The organism is Mycobacterium sp. NGS27 (assembly GCF_059813005.1).
The window spans coordinates 219158-234730 of sequence record NZ_JCALDT010000006.1; the positions used below are offsets into that span (position 1 = coordinate 219158).

Annotated in this window: 15 protein-coding genes, 1 tRNA gene and 1 pseudogene; 14 read left to right on the forward strand and 3 right to left on the reverse strand. The window is 63.5% G+C overall.

Translation table 11 applies throughout. The features are described 5' to 3' along the window. Positions 1 to 20 precede the first annotated feature (20 nt). Positions 21 to 96, forward strand: a tRNA-Ala gene (locus tag AC5Y30_RS18070). A gap of 147 nt (positions 97 to 243) precedes the next feature. Here the strand turns inward: AC5Y30_RS18070 and AC5Y30_RS18075 are convergent. Further along, a complete protein-coding gene (locus tag AC5Y30_RS18075) occupies positions 244 to 1770 on the reverse strand; it encodes a winged helix-turn-helix domain-containing protein (protein WP_499920036.1) in 1527 nt (508 codons plus the stop codon). A 78-nt stretch (positions 1771 to 1848) separates the two neighbouring features. Next, positions 1849 to 3267, reverse strand: a complete 1419-nt coding sequence (pdxR, locus tag AC5Y30_RS18080; RefSeq protein WP_499920037.1) for a MocR-like pyridoxine biosynthesis transcription factor PdxR — start codon at positions 3265 to 3267, stop codon at positions 1849 to 1851. Between the two features lie 255 nt (positions 3268 to 3522). Between pdxR and AC5Y30_RS18085 the strand changes: the two genes are divergently transcribed. The 7 genes from AC5Y30_RS18085 (at position 3523) to AC5Y30_RS18115 (ending at position 9934) form a co-directional block, all read left to right on the forward strand. Continuing rightward, a complete protein-coding gene (locus tag AC5Y30_RS18085; RefSeq protein ID WP_499920038.1) occupies positions 3523 to 3768 on the forward strand; it encodes a DUF8691 family protein in 246 nt (81 codons plus the stop codon). Further along, the gene (locus AC5Y30_RS18090) at positions 3768 to 4688 is read left to right on the forward strand and encodes an NADP-dependent oxidoreductase (protein WP_499920039.1); all 921 of its coding nucleotides are present in this window, start codon (positions 3768 to 3770) and stop codon (positions 4686 to 4688) included. Before AC5Y30_RS18085 ends, AC5Y30_RS18090 begins: the two co-directional genes overlap by 1 nt. Before the next feature lie 31 nt (positions 4689 to 4719). Then, positions 4720 to 5154: a cupin domain-containing protein gene (locus AC5Y30_RS18095; protein ID WP_499920040.1), complete on the forward strand. Its 435-nt coding sequence runs from the start codon at positions 4720 to 4722 to the stop codon at positions 5152 to 5154. A 118-nt stretch (positions 5155 to 5272) separates the two neighbouring features. Then, positions 5273 to 5662 (forward strand): RidA family protein, encoded by a 390-nt coding sequence (locus tag AC5Y30_RS18100; RefSeq protein ID WP_499920041.1) that lies wholly within the window; start codon positions 5273 to 5275, stop codon positions 5660 to 5662. Then, on the forward strand, positions 5659 to 6324 hold the full coding sequence (locus tag AC5Y30_RS18105; RefSeq protein ID WP_499920042.1) for a nitroreductase family protein: 666 nt from the start codon (positions 5659 to 5661) through the stop codon (positions 6322 to 6324). The genes AC5Y30_RS18100 and AC5Y30_RS18105 overlap by 4 nt, the downstream gene beginning before the upstream one ends. A 266-nt stretch (positions 6325 to 6590) precedes the next feature. Next, positions 6591 to 7013, forward strand: a complete 423-nt coding sequence (locus AC5Y30_RS18110) for an MmpS family transport accessory protein (protein ID WP_499920043.1) — start codon at positions 6591 to 6593, stop codon at positions 7011 to 7013. Beyond that, positions 7010 to 9934, forward strand: coding sequence for an MMPL/RND family transporter (locus AC5Y30_RS18115; RefSeq protein ID WP_499920044.1), 2925 nt, complete (start codon positions 7010 to 7012; stop codon positions 9932 to 9934). The genes AC5Y30_RS18110 and AC5Y30_RS18115 overlap by 4 nt, the downstream gene beginning before the upstream one ends. 97 nt (positions 9935 to 10031) lie before the next feature. On the opposite strand, the gene AC5Y30_RS18120 is transcribed toward AC5Y30_RS18115, so the two are convergent. Further along, positions 10032 to 10256, reverse strand: coding sequence for a ferric uptake regulation protein (locus AC5Y30_RS18120; protein ID WP_499920045.1), 225 nt, complete (start codon positions 10254 to 10256; stop codon positions 10032 to 10034). A 218-nt stretch (positions 10257 to 10474) separates the two neighbouring features. Here AC5Y30_RS18120 and AC5Y30_RS18125 point away from each other — a divergent pair, with 218 nt between their 5' ends. The 6 genes and pseudogenes from AC5Y30_RS18125 to AC5Y30_RS18150 all read left to right on the forward strand — a co-directional run bounded on the left by AC5Y30_RS18125 (position 10475) and on the right by AC5Y30_RS18150 (position 15436). Beyond that, entirely contained in the window at positions 10475 to 11245 is a 771-nt protein-coding gene (locus tag AC5Y30_RS18125) for an SDR family NAD(P)-dependent oxidoreductase (protein ID WP_499920046.1), read from the forward strand. A gap of 153 nt (positions 11246 to 11398) precedes the next feature. Next, a pseudogene (locus AC5Y30_RS18130) lies at positions 11399 to 12165 on the forward strand (SDR family oxidoreductase). Positions 12166 to 12244: 79 nt separating this feature from the next. Further along, entirely contained in the window at positions 12245 to 12616 is a 372-nt protein-coding gene (locus AC5Y30_RS18135; RefSeq protein ID WP_499920047.1) for a cupin domain-containing protein, read from the forward strand. A 495-nt stretch (positions 12617 to 13111) separates the two neighbouring features. Continuing rightward, positions 13112 to 14026: a metal-dependent hydrolase gene (locus AC5Y30_RS18140; protein WP_499920048.1), complete on the forward strand. Its 915-nt coding sequence runs from the start codon at positions 13112 to 13114 to the stop codon at positions 14024 to 14026. Next, positions 14023 to 14214, forward strand: a complete 192-nt coding sequence (locus AC5Y30_RS18145; RefSeq protein WP_067134163.1) for a ferredoxin — start codon at positions 14023 to 14025, stop codon at positions 14212 to 14214. Before AC5Y30_RS18140 ends, AC5Y30_RS18145 begins: the two co-directional genes overlap by 4 nt. A 4-nt stretch (positions 14215 to 14218) precedes the next feature. Beyond that, positions 14219 to 15436: an NAD(P)/FAD-dependent oxidoreductase gene (locus AC5Y30_RS18150; protein ID WP_499920049.1), complete on the forward strand. Its 1218-nt coding sequence runs from the start codon at positions 14219 to 14221 to the stop codon at positions 15434 to 15436. The last annotated feature ends 137 nt before the right edge of the window (positions 15437 to 15573 follow it).

Sequence of the window (15573 nt, forward strand, 5' to 3'; positions counted from 1 at the left end):
TTCGATGAGCACGACTTCTTGGGGCTATGGCGCAGCTGGTAGCGCACCACACTGGCAGTGTGGGGGTCAGGGGTTCGAGTCCCCTTAGCTCCACCAAGATAATTGCAGTTCAAAAGACTTAATGATCGCGTGCCTGGCTCTGGGTGAGACCCCAAAGCGTCAACCCGGGTGTTGGTCTGGATGGCGATTTCACGGGGGACGATTCAGGATCGGAACCGTCCGGCAAGGCCCACGCAGGGCGGATCACAACAGGCCGAGTTCTCGCGCCCGGCTGACCGCCGCACCGCGGTGCTCAACGCGGAGTTTGCGGTAAACGGCGCGCTGGTGCGTTTTCACGGTATTGAGCGAGACGTATAACCGCCCACCGATCTCTCGTCGCGATAACCGGGTGGTCAGTAGACGAAGTACCTCGAGCTCCTTGGGGGTCAGTTGCTCGCCGACGGTGTATCCCTGGTTGCGCCAAGTCGCCGTGACGCCCGCCGTCCTCTCGGCCGGGGCGAGCGGCGTCGAGGCGATGCCAGCGTCCGCGCGGTCCGCGGCGATCCGCTCAGCACTGCGTGCGATGCCGCGGCCGGCGACCAAGTGGCGCTCCGCCTCATCGACGAGGCCCTCGCTCTCGAACCAGGTAGCGGCTCGTCGGTGCAGATCGGCGACGAGATCGGGCTCGCTGCGACGCAGCTCGGTGCGCAACAACTCTCCGAACAGCTGGTGATAGCGGTACCAGTGACGTGACATGTCCAGTGGCACTACAAACAGATTTTCGCGTTCGATCCTCTCCAGAACCGAGGCTGAGTCAGACGTTTCAAGCACGGCATCGCACAGCGCACCGCTGAGTCGATCCAAAACCGATGTACGTAGCAAAAAGTCCCGCAGTTCCGGCGGCTGACCGTCGAGCACCTCGGCCATCAAAAAGTCGACAATGTGACGGTTGTCGCCTGCGAACGTCTCGATAAATGCCGCCGCATCGGTGCGGCCGGCCAACGACAGTCCGGCGAGATGCAGTCCAGCAGCCCACCCCTCCGTGCGCCGAAACAGCAGTTGGACTTGCGGGTCGGTCAACTTCAAACCGAGCACGTCGCCGAACAGGTCCGCGGCCTCGCCGGCCTGAAAACGCAACTCCTCGGTCCGCAGCTCCAACAGCTCGCCGCGGGCCCGCAACCGCGCCAACGGCAGCAAGGGATCCGAACGGGTGGCGATGACCAGCCGGAAAGTTTGCGGCATCCGTTCCACGACGAAACCCACCTGCTCGTGCACGGTCCGATTTTCAACAAGGTGATAGTCGTCGAGGACCAACGCCATTTGGTCATCGGTGGCAGCCAACTCGTCCAGGAGGGTCGGCAAGACGACCTCTCGGAGGTCGGCACCGATCTTGATGAGCGCGAACGCGCGCGGCGCAACCCCCGCACCGGTCTTGCCCAGTGCCGCGATCGCACCGGTCCAAAATCGCGCCGGATCATTGTCGGAAGCATCGAGGGACAGCCAGCCCCGCCGACGACGATCATCGGCGCCGCCAACCCATTGCGCCAAAAGCGTCGTCTTTCCCCACCCCGCGGGCGCGCTGAGCAACGTGAGCTTGCGAGAGGGTTCGGCCGACAAGATGTCGATCAGGCCCGCCCGTTCTACGAGCTGAGCGCGGATAACCGGTGGCGTCGACTTGGCGGCATGTAGCACCGCCGGCTGGCCGGCTTCAGTCGGTGCTTCGCCGGCGAACTCGAAGGTCGGCTTGGCGCACAGCAGATCGGTGATCTGGGAGCTGCCCGCGGCAATCACGCTTTGAACGCTAATCGCGGTGTCGCACTGATCGTGGGCCACTTGGGTCCGGCAAGATGGGGCCACTTGAGCCGGACGTTAAGGCAGCAGTCGAATCAGGGCACCCAACGCCGCTGACCATGCGCTCGGCGCGGGCGCCGCAAACCCGACCACTAACCCATCTCGTTTGCTGTCGCCTTCGGGATGGCGAAACAGATGCAAACCATCCACGCCGAGCCGGCGCCACGCGCGTTGACAACACAGCACGCTTTCGTCGGCATCGGAAAGCTCCAGCAGGACGTGCAGACCCGCGGGCATTCCTGCGACAGTGGTCTTCGGTGATGACCGGGCAACAGCGGCGACGAGTTCCGCACGGCGGCGCCGGTACTGGGCGCGCATTGTGCGAATGTGTCTGTCATACGAGCCGGACACGATGAATTCGGCCATCGCCAATTGGTCAACGAAGCCGGAAGTCTCCTCGCGCTCACCCCGCTGCCGGCCCACCGCATGGACGAGCCGGTCCGGCAGCACCAGCCACCCGAGTCGAAGCCCCGGCGCCAGTGACTTGCTCGCCGTCCCCATATAGATGACATGCTCGGGATCGATGCCGTGCAGCGCACCGACAGGGCTACGGTCGTAGCGGAATTCGCCGTCGTAATCGTCTTCGATGATTACTCCGCCGGTACGTCGCGCCCAATCGACGACCGCCGCCCGGCGGTCGGAATGCAAGGGCACGCCAAGCGGGAACTGGTGCGAAGGCGTGAGCAGCACACCGCCCGCATCTGGCATGCCGTCGAGAGCCACGACATCAGCGCCACGAGAGTCCACCGCCAGTGGGGGGCAACGCAACCGCGCTCGAGCGAGCGACGACCGCTGGGCGTTCAGGCCGAATGCCTCGACGGCAACGGCGCCGACCCCGGCTTCAGCCAGCGCGCCGGCCACGAGGTTCAATCCTTCTGCGGCGCCGCTGCAGATGATGATGTTGTCCGGTCGGGCCCGAACCCCTCGAGCACGAGCAAGGTACTCGGCAAGGGCGCTGCGAAGCTCCGGCCGCCCATGCGGGTCGGTATAGCTGTAGCCGAACGCTTCGAACGGTGCGGCGTTCAAAGCGCGCTTGACCGCACGACTCCACTCCGTCCGTGGAAACGACGACAGGTCCGGATGTCCCGGTCGCAAGTCGTGGTCCAACCGGCGCTGTGTCGGTCGCTTAGGGGGCGCAGGGACGGACCTGAAGACCTGGGCCGCGCGTTGGGCAACCAAGGTGCGCGAGCCATGATGCGATGTCAGCCAGCCCTCGGCGATGAGCTCGGAGTACGCACGGGCAACGGTGTTTCTCGCGACACCGAGGTCGGCGGCCAGCGCTCGACTCGAGGGCAACTGGGTGCCTGGCATCAATCGCCCCGAGCGGATCGCGTCGCGAACGGCTTCCATCACGCCGTCACGCACCCTGCCGCCGGGGCGATCCAGGTAGAGATCCAATCCGGCGACCGAGCTGTGTTGTTCGGTCGTTGCGCGCATGTAAGTGCTCGTGATCGTTACCAGTGGGGCGATTGGGCAGTTCTGAAAGGTCCCAAAAGCGGTATTTAGACTACGCCGCGCGGTCGTGTCCACGTGAAGCCTCGGCTCACCACCCGGGCGCAGCGCTCCGGGTCCCACGTCTTCGACCCGCGCACTGGTTCCCATGCCCTCACCCGGGTGAATTAGCTCGCCGGGTGATGACGACTCACCCCATGCCGGAGAACCCTCGATCATCAGTTGGCGAGCGGAGGACAAGTGCAGTCGACGACGTACCGGATTTGCGTTCGAGGCCGCGTGACCGAGCGGCTCGGGTCCGCTTTAGAGGGGATGCGGCTCGAGGCCGGTGCGGCCGAAACCGCGTTCACTGGTGAGATCCGCGACCAGTCACAGCTTTACGGACTCCTCGACCGGGTCCGCGATCTAGGCCTCGAGCTCGTCAGCGTACAACCGCTCCCCGCGGCTGACCCCACAACAAAAACCACCATCAGCAAGGAGCAGTAATGCAAGCCATCACCGTTTCAGATCGTGACGCCGGGGTCGCCGGCCTATCGCTGACAGACCTGCCCCACCCTGAGCCGGCCGACAACGACGTCGTCGTGCGGGTGCACGCCGCGGGCTTCACTCGGACCGAACTCGATTGGCCACACACTTGGACCGACCACGCGGGTCGCGACCGGACACCGAGCGTGCCCGGGCACGAACTGTCTGGTGTCGTGGTTGAGTTAGGTTACGGTGCAACCGGTTTAAGCGTAGGCCAGCGGGTGTTCGGCCTTGCCGACTGGGCGCGCAACGGCTCGCTCGCGGAGTACATCGCGGTCGAAGCCCGTAATCTCGCGCCGCTACCGATTGACGTCGAGCACACTGTGGCCGCGGCGCTGCCCATCTCTGGATTGGCGGCCTGGCAGGGCTTGTTCGACCACGGCCGGCTTGCCGCCGGACAAACGGTCCTCATTCACGGCGTCGCTGGTGCGGTTGGGTCGCTCGCGGTGCAGCTCGCCCGCGAGGTCGGCGCGCGTGTCATCGGTACCGGCCGGACTGCAGATCGGGTCAGCGCGGGCGAGCTCGGCGTGCACACTTTCCTCGACCTGGAGACCGAAAAGCTCGAGGATGCCGGCGAAGTCGACGTCGTATTTGACGTTATCGGCGGAGACATTCTGGTCCGCTCGGCGGATCTGGTGCGCGCCGGCGGAACGCTGGTCTCGATCGTTGAGCCGCCGAAGACACTGCCGCACGATGGGCGAGCAGTTTTCTTCGTTGTCGAAGCCAATCGCGCCCAGCTCACCGACCTCGCCGCGCGAGTACGAGACGGACGCCTCAGGCCCTTGGTGAGTGCCGTGCTTCCACTCGCCGAAGCTGCCGCCGCGTTCGCTCCCGACAAACGTATTCCCGGCAAGACGATCCTGCGTGTAGCCGAAGGCTGAGCGGTCGACATCCAAAGGAGGCGGACCGAAGATGGTTTGGAAAGTACTACTCGCCGCAGTGGTAGTTGCGGTGATGCTAGCGCCCGCGGCCCACGCCGAGCCGGCGCCGGAGAATTCGGATCAAAAACCCGTTGTCCGACCAGTTTTCAATCAACCTACCAATGTCCCGGGCAAATCACTTGAAGCAGTCACCGTCAGCTACCCGCCGGGAGCTAAAAGCGCGGCTCACCACCACGCGAAATCAGCGTTCATCATGGCCTACGTGATTTCCGGAGCGATCCGCAGTCAAGTCGAAGGTGAGCCGGCACGCCTTTATCACGCCGGTGAAACGTGGAGTGAAGCCCCCGGCGCGCACCACACGATCAGTGAAAATGCCAGCGCCACCGAGCCCGCTGAGTTGCTGGCAGTCTTCCTCGTCGACACCGGAGACGGCCCACTCACCAGCGATGACGGCGCGAAAACATGAAGGCCGCAAGCAACTTCGGCGTGATCGTCGTCGGCGGTTGCGGTGTTGGCGGCGTTCAAGTGACTCGCCTCATCTCTCAACCCACCGGAAAAACCTCACACAACCAAGGAGCCGTGAGATGACCACCATTACCCGGATCCGCACCGGAGTAGCCGATCACGTCGGCGAATACTCCGACGCGGTCGCCGTATCCGGCGTCGGCACATACATTTTCGTTGCCGGAACGCCTGGGGTGCGCGAAGACGGCACCCTGCCCGAGGATTTCACCGACGAAGCCCGGCAGTGCTGGGCCAATGTCGAAAACGCGCTCGGCAAGGCCGGCGCCAAGCTCACCGACATCGTCTACATGCGCCAATGGGTCACCAGTCGTGACAATGCGTCCGCCTACCTAGCGGTGAGCAAGGAGATCATCCAACACGAACCCGCCGGCATGTTCAGCATCATCGACGGGTTGGTGTGGCCCAACATCCGCGTGGAAGTCGAAGTCATCGCCATCGTGCGGGCATGAGCGCTTACCCCATCGTCGAGTTGTCCACCGACGCGCTGCTGACCACGACGCGCTCGGTGCGCAAACGTCTCGATTTGACCAAACCCGTTCCCATCGGCCTGATCCGGGAATGCCTGGAGATCGCGGTCCAGGCGCCGACCTCGTCCAACGTGCAGAACTGGAGTTTCATCGTGGTCACCGATGCCGAACAGCGTCGCGCGATCGCCGATGTGTACCGCCGCAGATGGGACTGGATCGTCACGTCGCCTTTCGCGGTCGCCGATCGGTTCAAGGACGACCCCGCGCGCAATCGCGAGCAGCGCAAGGTATCCGACAGTGCGGCGTATCTCGCCGAGCACTTTTGCGAGGTCCCTGTCTTGATGATCCCGTGCGTCGAGGTCATCGACGGCGACGGCACGCTGACGGGCGAAAACGCCAACCAGTATTGGAGTTCGATCATGCCCGCCACGTGGAGCTACATGCTCGCGGCGCGTTCTCGGGGCTTGGGTACCACGTGGACCGGGGTGACCATAATGGCCGACGAGGAGATGCGGGCCATCCTCGGAATGCCCGACAACGTCTATCACGCCACGACCATTCCCACCGCCTACTACACCGGCACGACCTTCCGCCGTGCCAAACGGATTCCGCTCGACGACGTGCTGCACTTCGACCGATGGTGAGCCGCAATGGGTCTGGCGCCCAGTCACCGTCGCGCGTCGAACGGCGTTCACGGTGACGTGGCGCGACACGGCACCGACCAGCGACACGATGGTAATCGAGCTGACGGTGTCGACGGTCACATTCCGCAACTCAACCTTGATCAACCTGGCTTTGCCGGCTACCCCGGGAATCAATTCCACCGCGATTGCGTTCGGCTAGCCGTGGCGCACACGAAGAGATACCTGGGTATCAGCCCGTCAAGCATCACCGATCGGGGGGCACGGTGTTGAGGCTTCTCAAGCGGGCATGGGTTCCGCTGGTCGTGGTCGTGGCACTGATCGTGGGCGGCGTTGCAGTGGTCCGGCTCAATGGCGTTTTCCCAGGACCTGGCTTGCCCAAGCCCGATCCCAGGGACGCGACCCCGCCGTACGCGGCCAAGACCGCCATCTACGAAATCCTGGGACCGCCCGGGACCACTGGCGTCGTCAACTGGATGGACGCGGAGTCGTTGCCGCAGAAGGCCAGCTTCACCACACTGCCGTGGTCGAAGACGATCGTCGCCGAGATGCCCGGCATCTTCGCCTACGTCGTTGCCCAAGGGGACAGCCCATCCATCGGCTGTCGGATCACCGTTGACGGCAAATTGGTCGATCAACATCAGGTCAACACCCGGGACGCGCAGGTCTCCTGCTTGGACAAGTCCGCGTGATCGACGAAACCGCCGACACCGACGAAATTCCCGTCGCGCAGCGTACCGAAGTGCAGCACAAACCGCGTCTGGCACGCGGCATCCGCGTTCTGGCGCTTCCGATTGTCGTGGCATGGGTGCTGATCGCGGTCGGTGTCAACGTCTTCGTTCCACAGTTGGAAAAGGTTGCCGAGGAAGTCTCGGTGCCGCTGTCACCATCCGATGCGCCGTCGGTGACCGGGATGAAGCACATCGGGGAGAAATTCAAGGAGTACGACTCCGACAACCTCGTCCTGGTGACCCTGGTCGGTGACAAACCGCTCGGCCAAGACGCGCACCGGTATTACGACGATCTCGTCACAAAACTCAAGCACGACAAGCACGTTGAGCACGCGCTGAATTTCTGGGGACAAAGATTCACGGCGTCGGGTGTCGAAAGCTACGACCACAAAGCCGCCTACGTCCAAGTGAACCTGCGTGGTGACCAGGGCGGGGCCGACGGTGGCAAGTCCGTTGCCGCCGTTCGCAAAATCGTCGCGGATTCGACTCCGCCACCGGGAGTAAAGGCCTACGTCGCCGGTCAGGGAGCTTTGACCAGCGACGTAATCGTTGTCGGTGACGCGAGCCTGGCCAAGATGACGATCATCACCATCATCATCATCGCGATCATGCTGATGTTCGTCTATCGATCCATCGGCACGGTGCTGCTGACGATGGTCATCCTGTTCGTCGGACTGGCCACCGGCCGCGGCGTAGTAGCGCTGCTGGGCGACACCGGCATCATGGGGCTTTCGACATTCGCCGTGAATCTGCTGACGGCGCTCGCCATAGCGGCGGGTACCGACTACGCGATATTCATGGTCGGCCGCTATCAGGAGGGCCGCGAGCGAGGGCTGGACCGCGAAGCCGCCTACTACGACACGTTCGCCGGTGTCACCAAGGTGGTGCTCGGCTCGGGTCTGACAATCGTCGGGGCACTGGCCTGTCTGAAATTCACCCGGCTGCCCTACTTCAGTTCGCTGGCGTTTCCGTGCGCAGTCGGCCTGCTGGTAGTGGTGGCCGCCGGGGTCACGCTGACGCCGGCGTTGATCGCGGTCGCGAGCGGCTTCGGCCTGTTCGACCCGAAGCGCGAGTTCAACTACACCCGCTGGCGGCGTCTGGCGACGGCCATCGTGCGGTGGCCGGCACCCATCCTCGCCACCTCCGTCATCCTGGCGATCGTCGGCGCAATTGGCTTGATGGGCTTCACTCCGCGCTACAACGACCTGTATTACCTGCCGCAGAGCGCTTCGTCAGTGCAGGCCTACAACGCGGCCGATCAACACTTCACCCAGGCCCGTTTGAACCCGGACCTGCTGATGATCGAATCGGACCACGACCTGCGCAACCCCCGAGACATGCTCGTCTTGGACAAGGTTGCCGGTGCCATCTTCCACGTGTCCGGCATCGAACGGGTGCAGAGCATCACCAGACCCCTTGGCCCGCCAATTCAAGACGGATCCATTCCGTTCCAGCTCAGTGTGCAGAGCGCGCCCATCCGCAGCAACCTCAAATATTTGAAAGACCGTGTGGCCGACATCAAGAAGATCACCGGTTTCCTCGACACACAGATCGCCCTATTGGAGCGCCAGTACGCGGTGACCCAGAAGCTGGCTGATGCTGCGGACGACAGCTCGAAAACCACGGGGGAGACGGCGGCCATCACGGACGAGATCCGGGACCACATCGCGGATTTCGACGACTTCTGGAGACCGATCCGCAGTTACTTCTACTGGGAGAAGCACTGCTACGACATCCCGATCTGCTGGTCGCTACGATCGCTATTCGACGCGTTGGATGGGTTCGATCAGCTGGCCGATAAGTTCCATGCGCTCACCAGCGACCTCACCAACACCGCCACGGCCACACGCGAATTGCTGGCGATCATTCCCGAGAATATCGCTGTCTCGAAGTCCATCCGCGATACGACGCTGACCATCTACAGCACGTTCGACAGCCTGATCGATCAATTCGACCGGCTGACCGACACAAACGCCGTAATGGGCAAGTCGTTCAACGACTCTCAGGTAGAAAGCCTCTTCTACCTGCCCCCCGAGATCTTCCAGAACCCAGACTTCCAGCTGGGGTTGAGCTTGATGGTGTCGCCGGACGGCAAGGCGGCTCGCTTCATCATCACTCACACAGTGGATCCCGCGACGACCGAGGGGATCGCGTCCGTCGATCAGGAGCGCAAAGCGGCCAAGGAGGCGCTGAAACTCACCTCGCTGGAGAACGCCGACATCTACCTCGGCGGTACGGCCGCGACGTTCTACGACATCGCCAACGGCGCCAAGTACGACCTGATGATCGCCGGGGTGGCCTCGATCGTGCTCATCTTCATCATCATGGTGATCGTCACCCGCGCTCTGGTGGCAGCGGGCGTCATCGTGGGCACCATCGTGATGTCGCTCGGGGCCGCCTTCGGGTTTTCGACACTGATCTGGCAGCACCTTGGCAACTTCCAGTTGCACTGGGTGGCAACGGAATTCGCGTTGATCGTACTCCTGGCGGTGGGATCCGATTACAACCTGATGCTGGTGTCCCGAATCGAGGAGGAGATCGGAGCCGGCCTGAAAACGGGGCTCATCCGCGGCATGGGTGTCACCGGTCCGGTGGTGACGGCCGCCGGCGTGGTGTTCGCAGTCACCATGGCCACGATGATCACCAGCGATCTCCGGGCGATCAGCCAATTCGGCACAACGATCGGCATCGGCCTGTTGTTTGACACCTTCGTCGTCCGATCCCTCATCACGCCGTCGATCATGACGATGATGGGACGCTGGTTCTGGTGGCCGAAGCGGGTACGAGTCCGCCCGGCCAGCCAGATGCTTCGTTCCGTCGGGCCGCGCCCGCTGGTTCGTGCGCTGTTGCATCACCCGCGACACGCGGTTTCGCAGACATAGCACGACCGCGCCAGCCTGATGCGGATTGTGTTGCGCCGATGACGGATTGGCTGCGCCGAGCCTGCCGGCGCGCTGGCTGAATCCGCGACTCGCGCTTCTACACTCCGCTTTTCGCCGCCTTGGCGGCATCGCGCTTGGCCTTCTCTTTCACGTGGGTCGAGCAGCAATGCCCCAGATTGCGATGGAATTGGTTACTGCAATCGTGCGAGCAATAGACCGTTGCATCCGGAAGCCAGTCCGGATCGGACAGGTCACGCCGTGAGTCGTTCAGGTCGAACGTGTGGCCGCAATGTATGCAGGTCTTGATCTTGCTCTTGACCATAGTGGTCAGGCTACGCTCCATGGCCCTAAATCGGTGCTGGTTCGCCAGCACTTATCTACCGCTGCTTCGGTTCAGGGCGGCGCATTACTCACCCGGGTGAATCGGTGGTTGGGGTGATGACAGCTCACCCCGCCTGGCCGCAGTCTCAATACGACGCGCCGTCGATACGAAAAGCGGCGGTCCAGTCGAAGCCGTCAGGAGAGCCAGGAGGGACCCGAATGCATTTCGATGCCAAGAAAGTCATTGTTGTCGGCGGCAGTGCCGGCATCGGGCGGCAGGTGGCGATGGACGTCGTCGATCACGGCGGCAGCGCGGTGATCGTCGGACGCTCGAAGGCCCGCGTCAACGACACCGTCGCTGAGCTCACCAGCCGGTCGGGTGAAGCCTGGGGCGTCGCCGCCGAGCTGACGGACCGCGCCGCTATCGCTGATGTGCAGCGCGCGCTTTCCGAGCAGCACAGCGATGCGACACTGCTCGTCAACGCGGCCGGATTCTTCATCCCCAAGCCGTTTCTCGAGTACGACGAGCAGTTCTACGACTCGTACATGGAGCTCAACTATGCCCTGTTCTTCCTGACGCAGACCGTGGTTGAGGGCATGATCAACCGCGGTGAGGGCGGCTCTATCGTCAATATCGGCAGCATGTGGGCGCATCAGGCCGTTGGCGCGACCCCGTCGGCTGGGCACTCGATGCAAAAAGCTGGGCTGCATGCGCTCACCCATAACCTGGCGATCGAGCTTGCCGTTCACAAGATTCGGGTCAACGCGGTTGCGCCGGCCGCCGTGAAGACACCCGCTCTCGAGCGATGGGTCCCGAAGGACGAGATCGACGCCACGCTTGACACTTTCGCGCCGCTTCATCCCCTGGGCCGAGTCGGCACCCCCGCCGACGTCGCCAACGCCGTCACATATCTGCTCTCCGACCAGGCCAGCTGGGTTACCGGCGCGATTCTCAACGTCGACGGCGGCTTCATGGCCGGCCGCAACTAGTCCGGCGGCCGTCCTGCGCCGGACGCCGTGAATCAAGAAGGAGAGATCGCAGTGACCTATTCAGTGATGAACCGGAGGTCTCGAAATCCCTCTTCGGCCACAGCGATTTCGGTGGGACCATAACCAGTCAAACGCAATTCTGAAAGGTTCATCATGAAGATCGTTGTCATCGGCGGTCGTGGGCTGATCGGCTCGAAAGTGGCGTCCAAGCTCAGCGCGCTGGGGCACGACGTAATCCCCGCCTCTCGTCGATCAGGTGTCGATTCCCTTACTGGCGAGGGCCTAGCCAGTCCCTCGCCGGCGCGGATGTCCTGGTCGATGTCGCCGATTCACCCTTGTTCGACGATGAGCCCGTGATGCATTTCTTCACAACCACGACGATGAATCTCCTCTCCGCCGAACGGGAAGCGGGCGTCAAACACCACGTCGCGTTGTCCGTGGTGGGCGCGCAGGTCATGCCGGATAGCGGTTACAACACCGCGAAAGCAGCCCAGGAGAACGTGATCAGGGATTCGGGCCGGCCTTACTCGATCGTGCGAGCGACTCCGTTCTACGAGTTCGCGGTTGGCCTGGCCGATTCCGCGACCGACGGCGACATCGTCAGACTGCCACACGCGTTGTTCCGTCCTATAGCCGCGGACGACGTCGCCACTGCCGTGGCCCGCGCGGCTGTCGGCCGGCCCATCAATGGAGTCACTGAGATCGCTGGACCCGAAGCGATGGGGATGGACGACTTTGTCCGCGCAGGCCTTGCCGCCATTGGTGATCGACGTCGGGTCGTGACTGACGCCCAGGCGCCGTACTTCGGTGCGGCGATCGACGACCACACCCTCGCGCCCGACGAAGACGCCACGATCTTCACGACTCGCTACTCCGACTGGATCGACACACACTCCAGCCGTCGCAGTCAGGAAATTTGAACGGATGCATGCGTCTCGCCACCACAAGAGGGGACAACGAAGGTTGCAGAATGCGACTGACTCCGGATCGAAATCAACGATGGAGGTAGTGCAGGAAGTACGGTCACCGTCGATTCCTGGCGATGCGCATGTGATGACTGTTCTCATCAACCACCCACCGGGCGCCCCCGGTTATCCGCCACATCGCCTACCTGGTGGTCCGGGATTCGGTTACATGATTGACGGTGAGATGTTGTTCGAGATCGAGGGTGAGGCGCCACGAATTCTTCGCGCCGGAGATGCGTTCTGGGGACCCGGCGGCGACGTGATCCACTATCGGGACGCTAACAACCGCACTGACATCCGTTGTAGCTTCGTCCTCACATTGTTTTGCGTGCCCGGGCAACCGATGCTCGAACTCGTTGGCGACGAAGAGCTTGAGGAGCGGAAGGGACTTCGCGTCAACAGTTGACCGGTACACGCGTGAGCCGAACTGCGACATGTCTTCACGTCCTCAGGCATGACGCGGAGGAAGGCGAAGACCCGGCAATGTCAACGTCGGCGCACCCAGATAACGACGCCGACAACAGCTGCCAGGGCTGCCACGGCCACAGGCGCGACACCATGTGCTAACGCCGCATCCGTCGTCCGAGTGGCAAAGTGCTTGATTCTCGCGCCGTCGACAGCAAACTCGGAGGATCGGCCCCCGGTCGTAGAAACCTCGAAGTCTCGCTCCACTCCTTCATCCACAGCGCCTGCTCTCGCACGTTCACCTACCCAGCGAACTCTCAGCATCCTGTACCGCTGGTAACGCATAACCGACGGGTCGCGTGGGTACGCCATTGAGTGAACGGTTGTTCGCAGTGGAAAGGTCGCCTGCAGCGGTTAGGCCGCGGGCCGACTTGTTTCCCTCAAACCAGAACGGGAACGGCCGACTAAGCATTGCCGGTCGACGGGAGGAGTTTTGATGCCCGAGGTCCAACTTCACCACGACGGACATCCGCGCTATCGGCGAATGGTCCGATTCGATTGGTCCGAGACACCGCTGCACTGGGTGCCCGACGATCCATTCTCAACACACATGATGAACGTCTTGCACCTGCTGCTGCCCGAAGGCGAGCGGCACTTCATCAAGGCCGTTCTGGAGGCGTCATCGCTGGTTGATGACCCGGAGCTGGAGGCGGCGATCAAACCGTTCATCCAGCAGGAGTCCTGGCATGCCTGGGCGCACCAGGTGGTGCTCGACCATCTGGCCGAACAGGGCATCGACACCAAGCCGTACACCTCGCGGCTGCGGAAAATGCTGTCGGTGGCGCTGGGTGACCCGCCGAAGTGGTTTCCGCCGGCGATGAAGCGGTGGTGGTTGTATCGGCGTCTGGCCGACGTGGCGGCGCTGGAACACTACACCGCGATGCTGGGCCAATGGGTGCTGCAGAACCGCGGTCTGGATTACGCGGGCACCGACCCGATGATGCTGGACCTGCTGCGCTGGCACGGGGCCGAGGAGGTCGAACACCGCTCACTGGTGTTCGACGTCTATCAGCACGTGTGCGGCAACTACTTCATCAGGGCCTTCTCGATGTTGATGACGACGCCGCTGTTTTACGGGTGGTGGATTGCCGGAGCGAAATATCTGATGGCCCACGACCCGACCATCGACCAGAAGTGGCGCTGGCGAGATTGGCTGCGTGCGGCGCGCGAGTACAAGTTGCCCGGTCCCTGGCAGCTGATGGTGACGCAACCGGCCAGGTATATGCGGCCCCATCATCACCCGGGCCCCGAAGCCGTCACAGAGATGGCGGTCGAATACATCAAGGATTCGCCGGCGGCGAAGGCCGCCCGTGAACGGGCGCAGTTGGAAGGAAAGGCCGCGGTTCGATGAAAGTTTCGGTGGATCTCGATACCTGCGACGGCAATGGCGTGTGTATGAGCTTGTGCCACGAGGTATTTGACGTGCGAGAGGACGGGCTGCACCTGCTGCAAGAGCAGCCGCCGCGAGAGTTGCGCGGACCGTTGAAGGCTGCCGAGGTGTCCTGCCCGACCCGGGCGATCGTGGTGGAGGAGGACTGACGCGATGCCCGCAACTCGACAGTTACGCCAGATCGTCGTGGTGGGCGCCGGCGTGGCAGGAATGCGCGCGGCAGAGACGCTGCGACAGGACGGCTACGACGGCGCCCTCACCATCGTGGGAGCCGAACGGCAGGCGCCCTACCATCGCCCACCGTTGTCGAAGAAGCTCCTCAGCGGTCAGGTGCACCGGGCGGGCGTCGACATGGCGCCACAGTTCGACATGGATGCGCGGGTGCTCAGAGGGGCCACCGCGGTCGGCCTCGACATGTCCGCACATACCGTCCGGGTCCGCGACGAGGGCAGGGACCTGTCGGTGGATTTCGACGGGCTCGTCGTCGCCAGCGGCGCCGAGCCGCGCGAATGGCCGGGCGGCAACGCCCCCGACGGGGTGCTGCTGTTGCGGACGGTCGAGGATTGTCTGCGCATTCGGGAACGACTCGGCTCGCGGCCCCGGGTTGTGGTGGTTGGGGGCGGGTTTATCGGCAGCGAGGTCGCCGCGACCTGCCGATCGCTCGATCTGGACGTGGTGCTTGTCGAAAAGGCCTCCGGACCGCTCGTTCAGGCGTTAGGCGCGGAACTGGCGCCTTGCTGGGCGAAGTTGCATCGCGAACATGGTGTCGACCTGCGCGTCGGCGTGGGTGTCGAGGGATTCGCCGGCAACGGGCGGGTCGAAGCAGTTCGACTCACCGACGGCTCGCAGGTCCCAGCCGATGTCGTCATCGTCGGGCTCGGCGTCACGCCCGCCACCGCCTGGCTTGACGGCTCGGGTCTGCGTTTGGACGACGGGGTGGTCTGCGACGCAACTGGCGCCGCCGAGGGCAACACCGGCGACGGCAATGTCGTCGCCGCCGGGGATGTGGCGCGCTGGTGGCACCCGCTGTACGAGCGCCATCTGCGTACTGAACACTGGGATGACGCGGCCCGCCAGGGTCAGGCCGCGGCGCGCACGCTGCTGGCCGGGCCGGAGCACGCCCAACCCTTCGCCGCGGTGCCGTACTTCTGGTCCGACCAATATGACATCAAGCTGCAAATGCTGGGCGTGCCAACCGATTACGACGCTGTCGAGATCATCGAAGGCAATCCGGAGGGCTGGCAGTTCGTCGGCGCTTACGGGCGGGACTGCCGCACCATCGCGGTGCTCGGGACGATCCCGGGCCGGGTGCATGCCTACCGGGAGGCCATCGAGAAGCGCGCCGAATTTCCGCCGCGCCGACCGGACTGACAAAGGCGAACCACCGCGACTACTCAGTGCGCCTGGGGCGACTCGAGACATCCCTTTTTGGGTACAGGATCCACAAGCCGACCGGAGTCCACTGATCGGGCCGACATGACCGCATACGCGACGACGGTGTCGCGCGT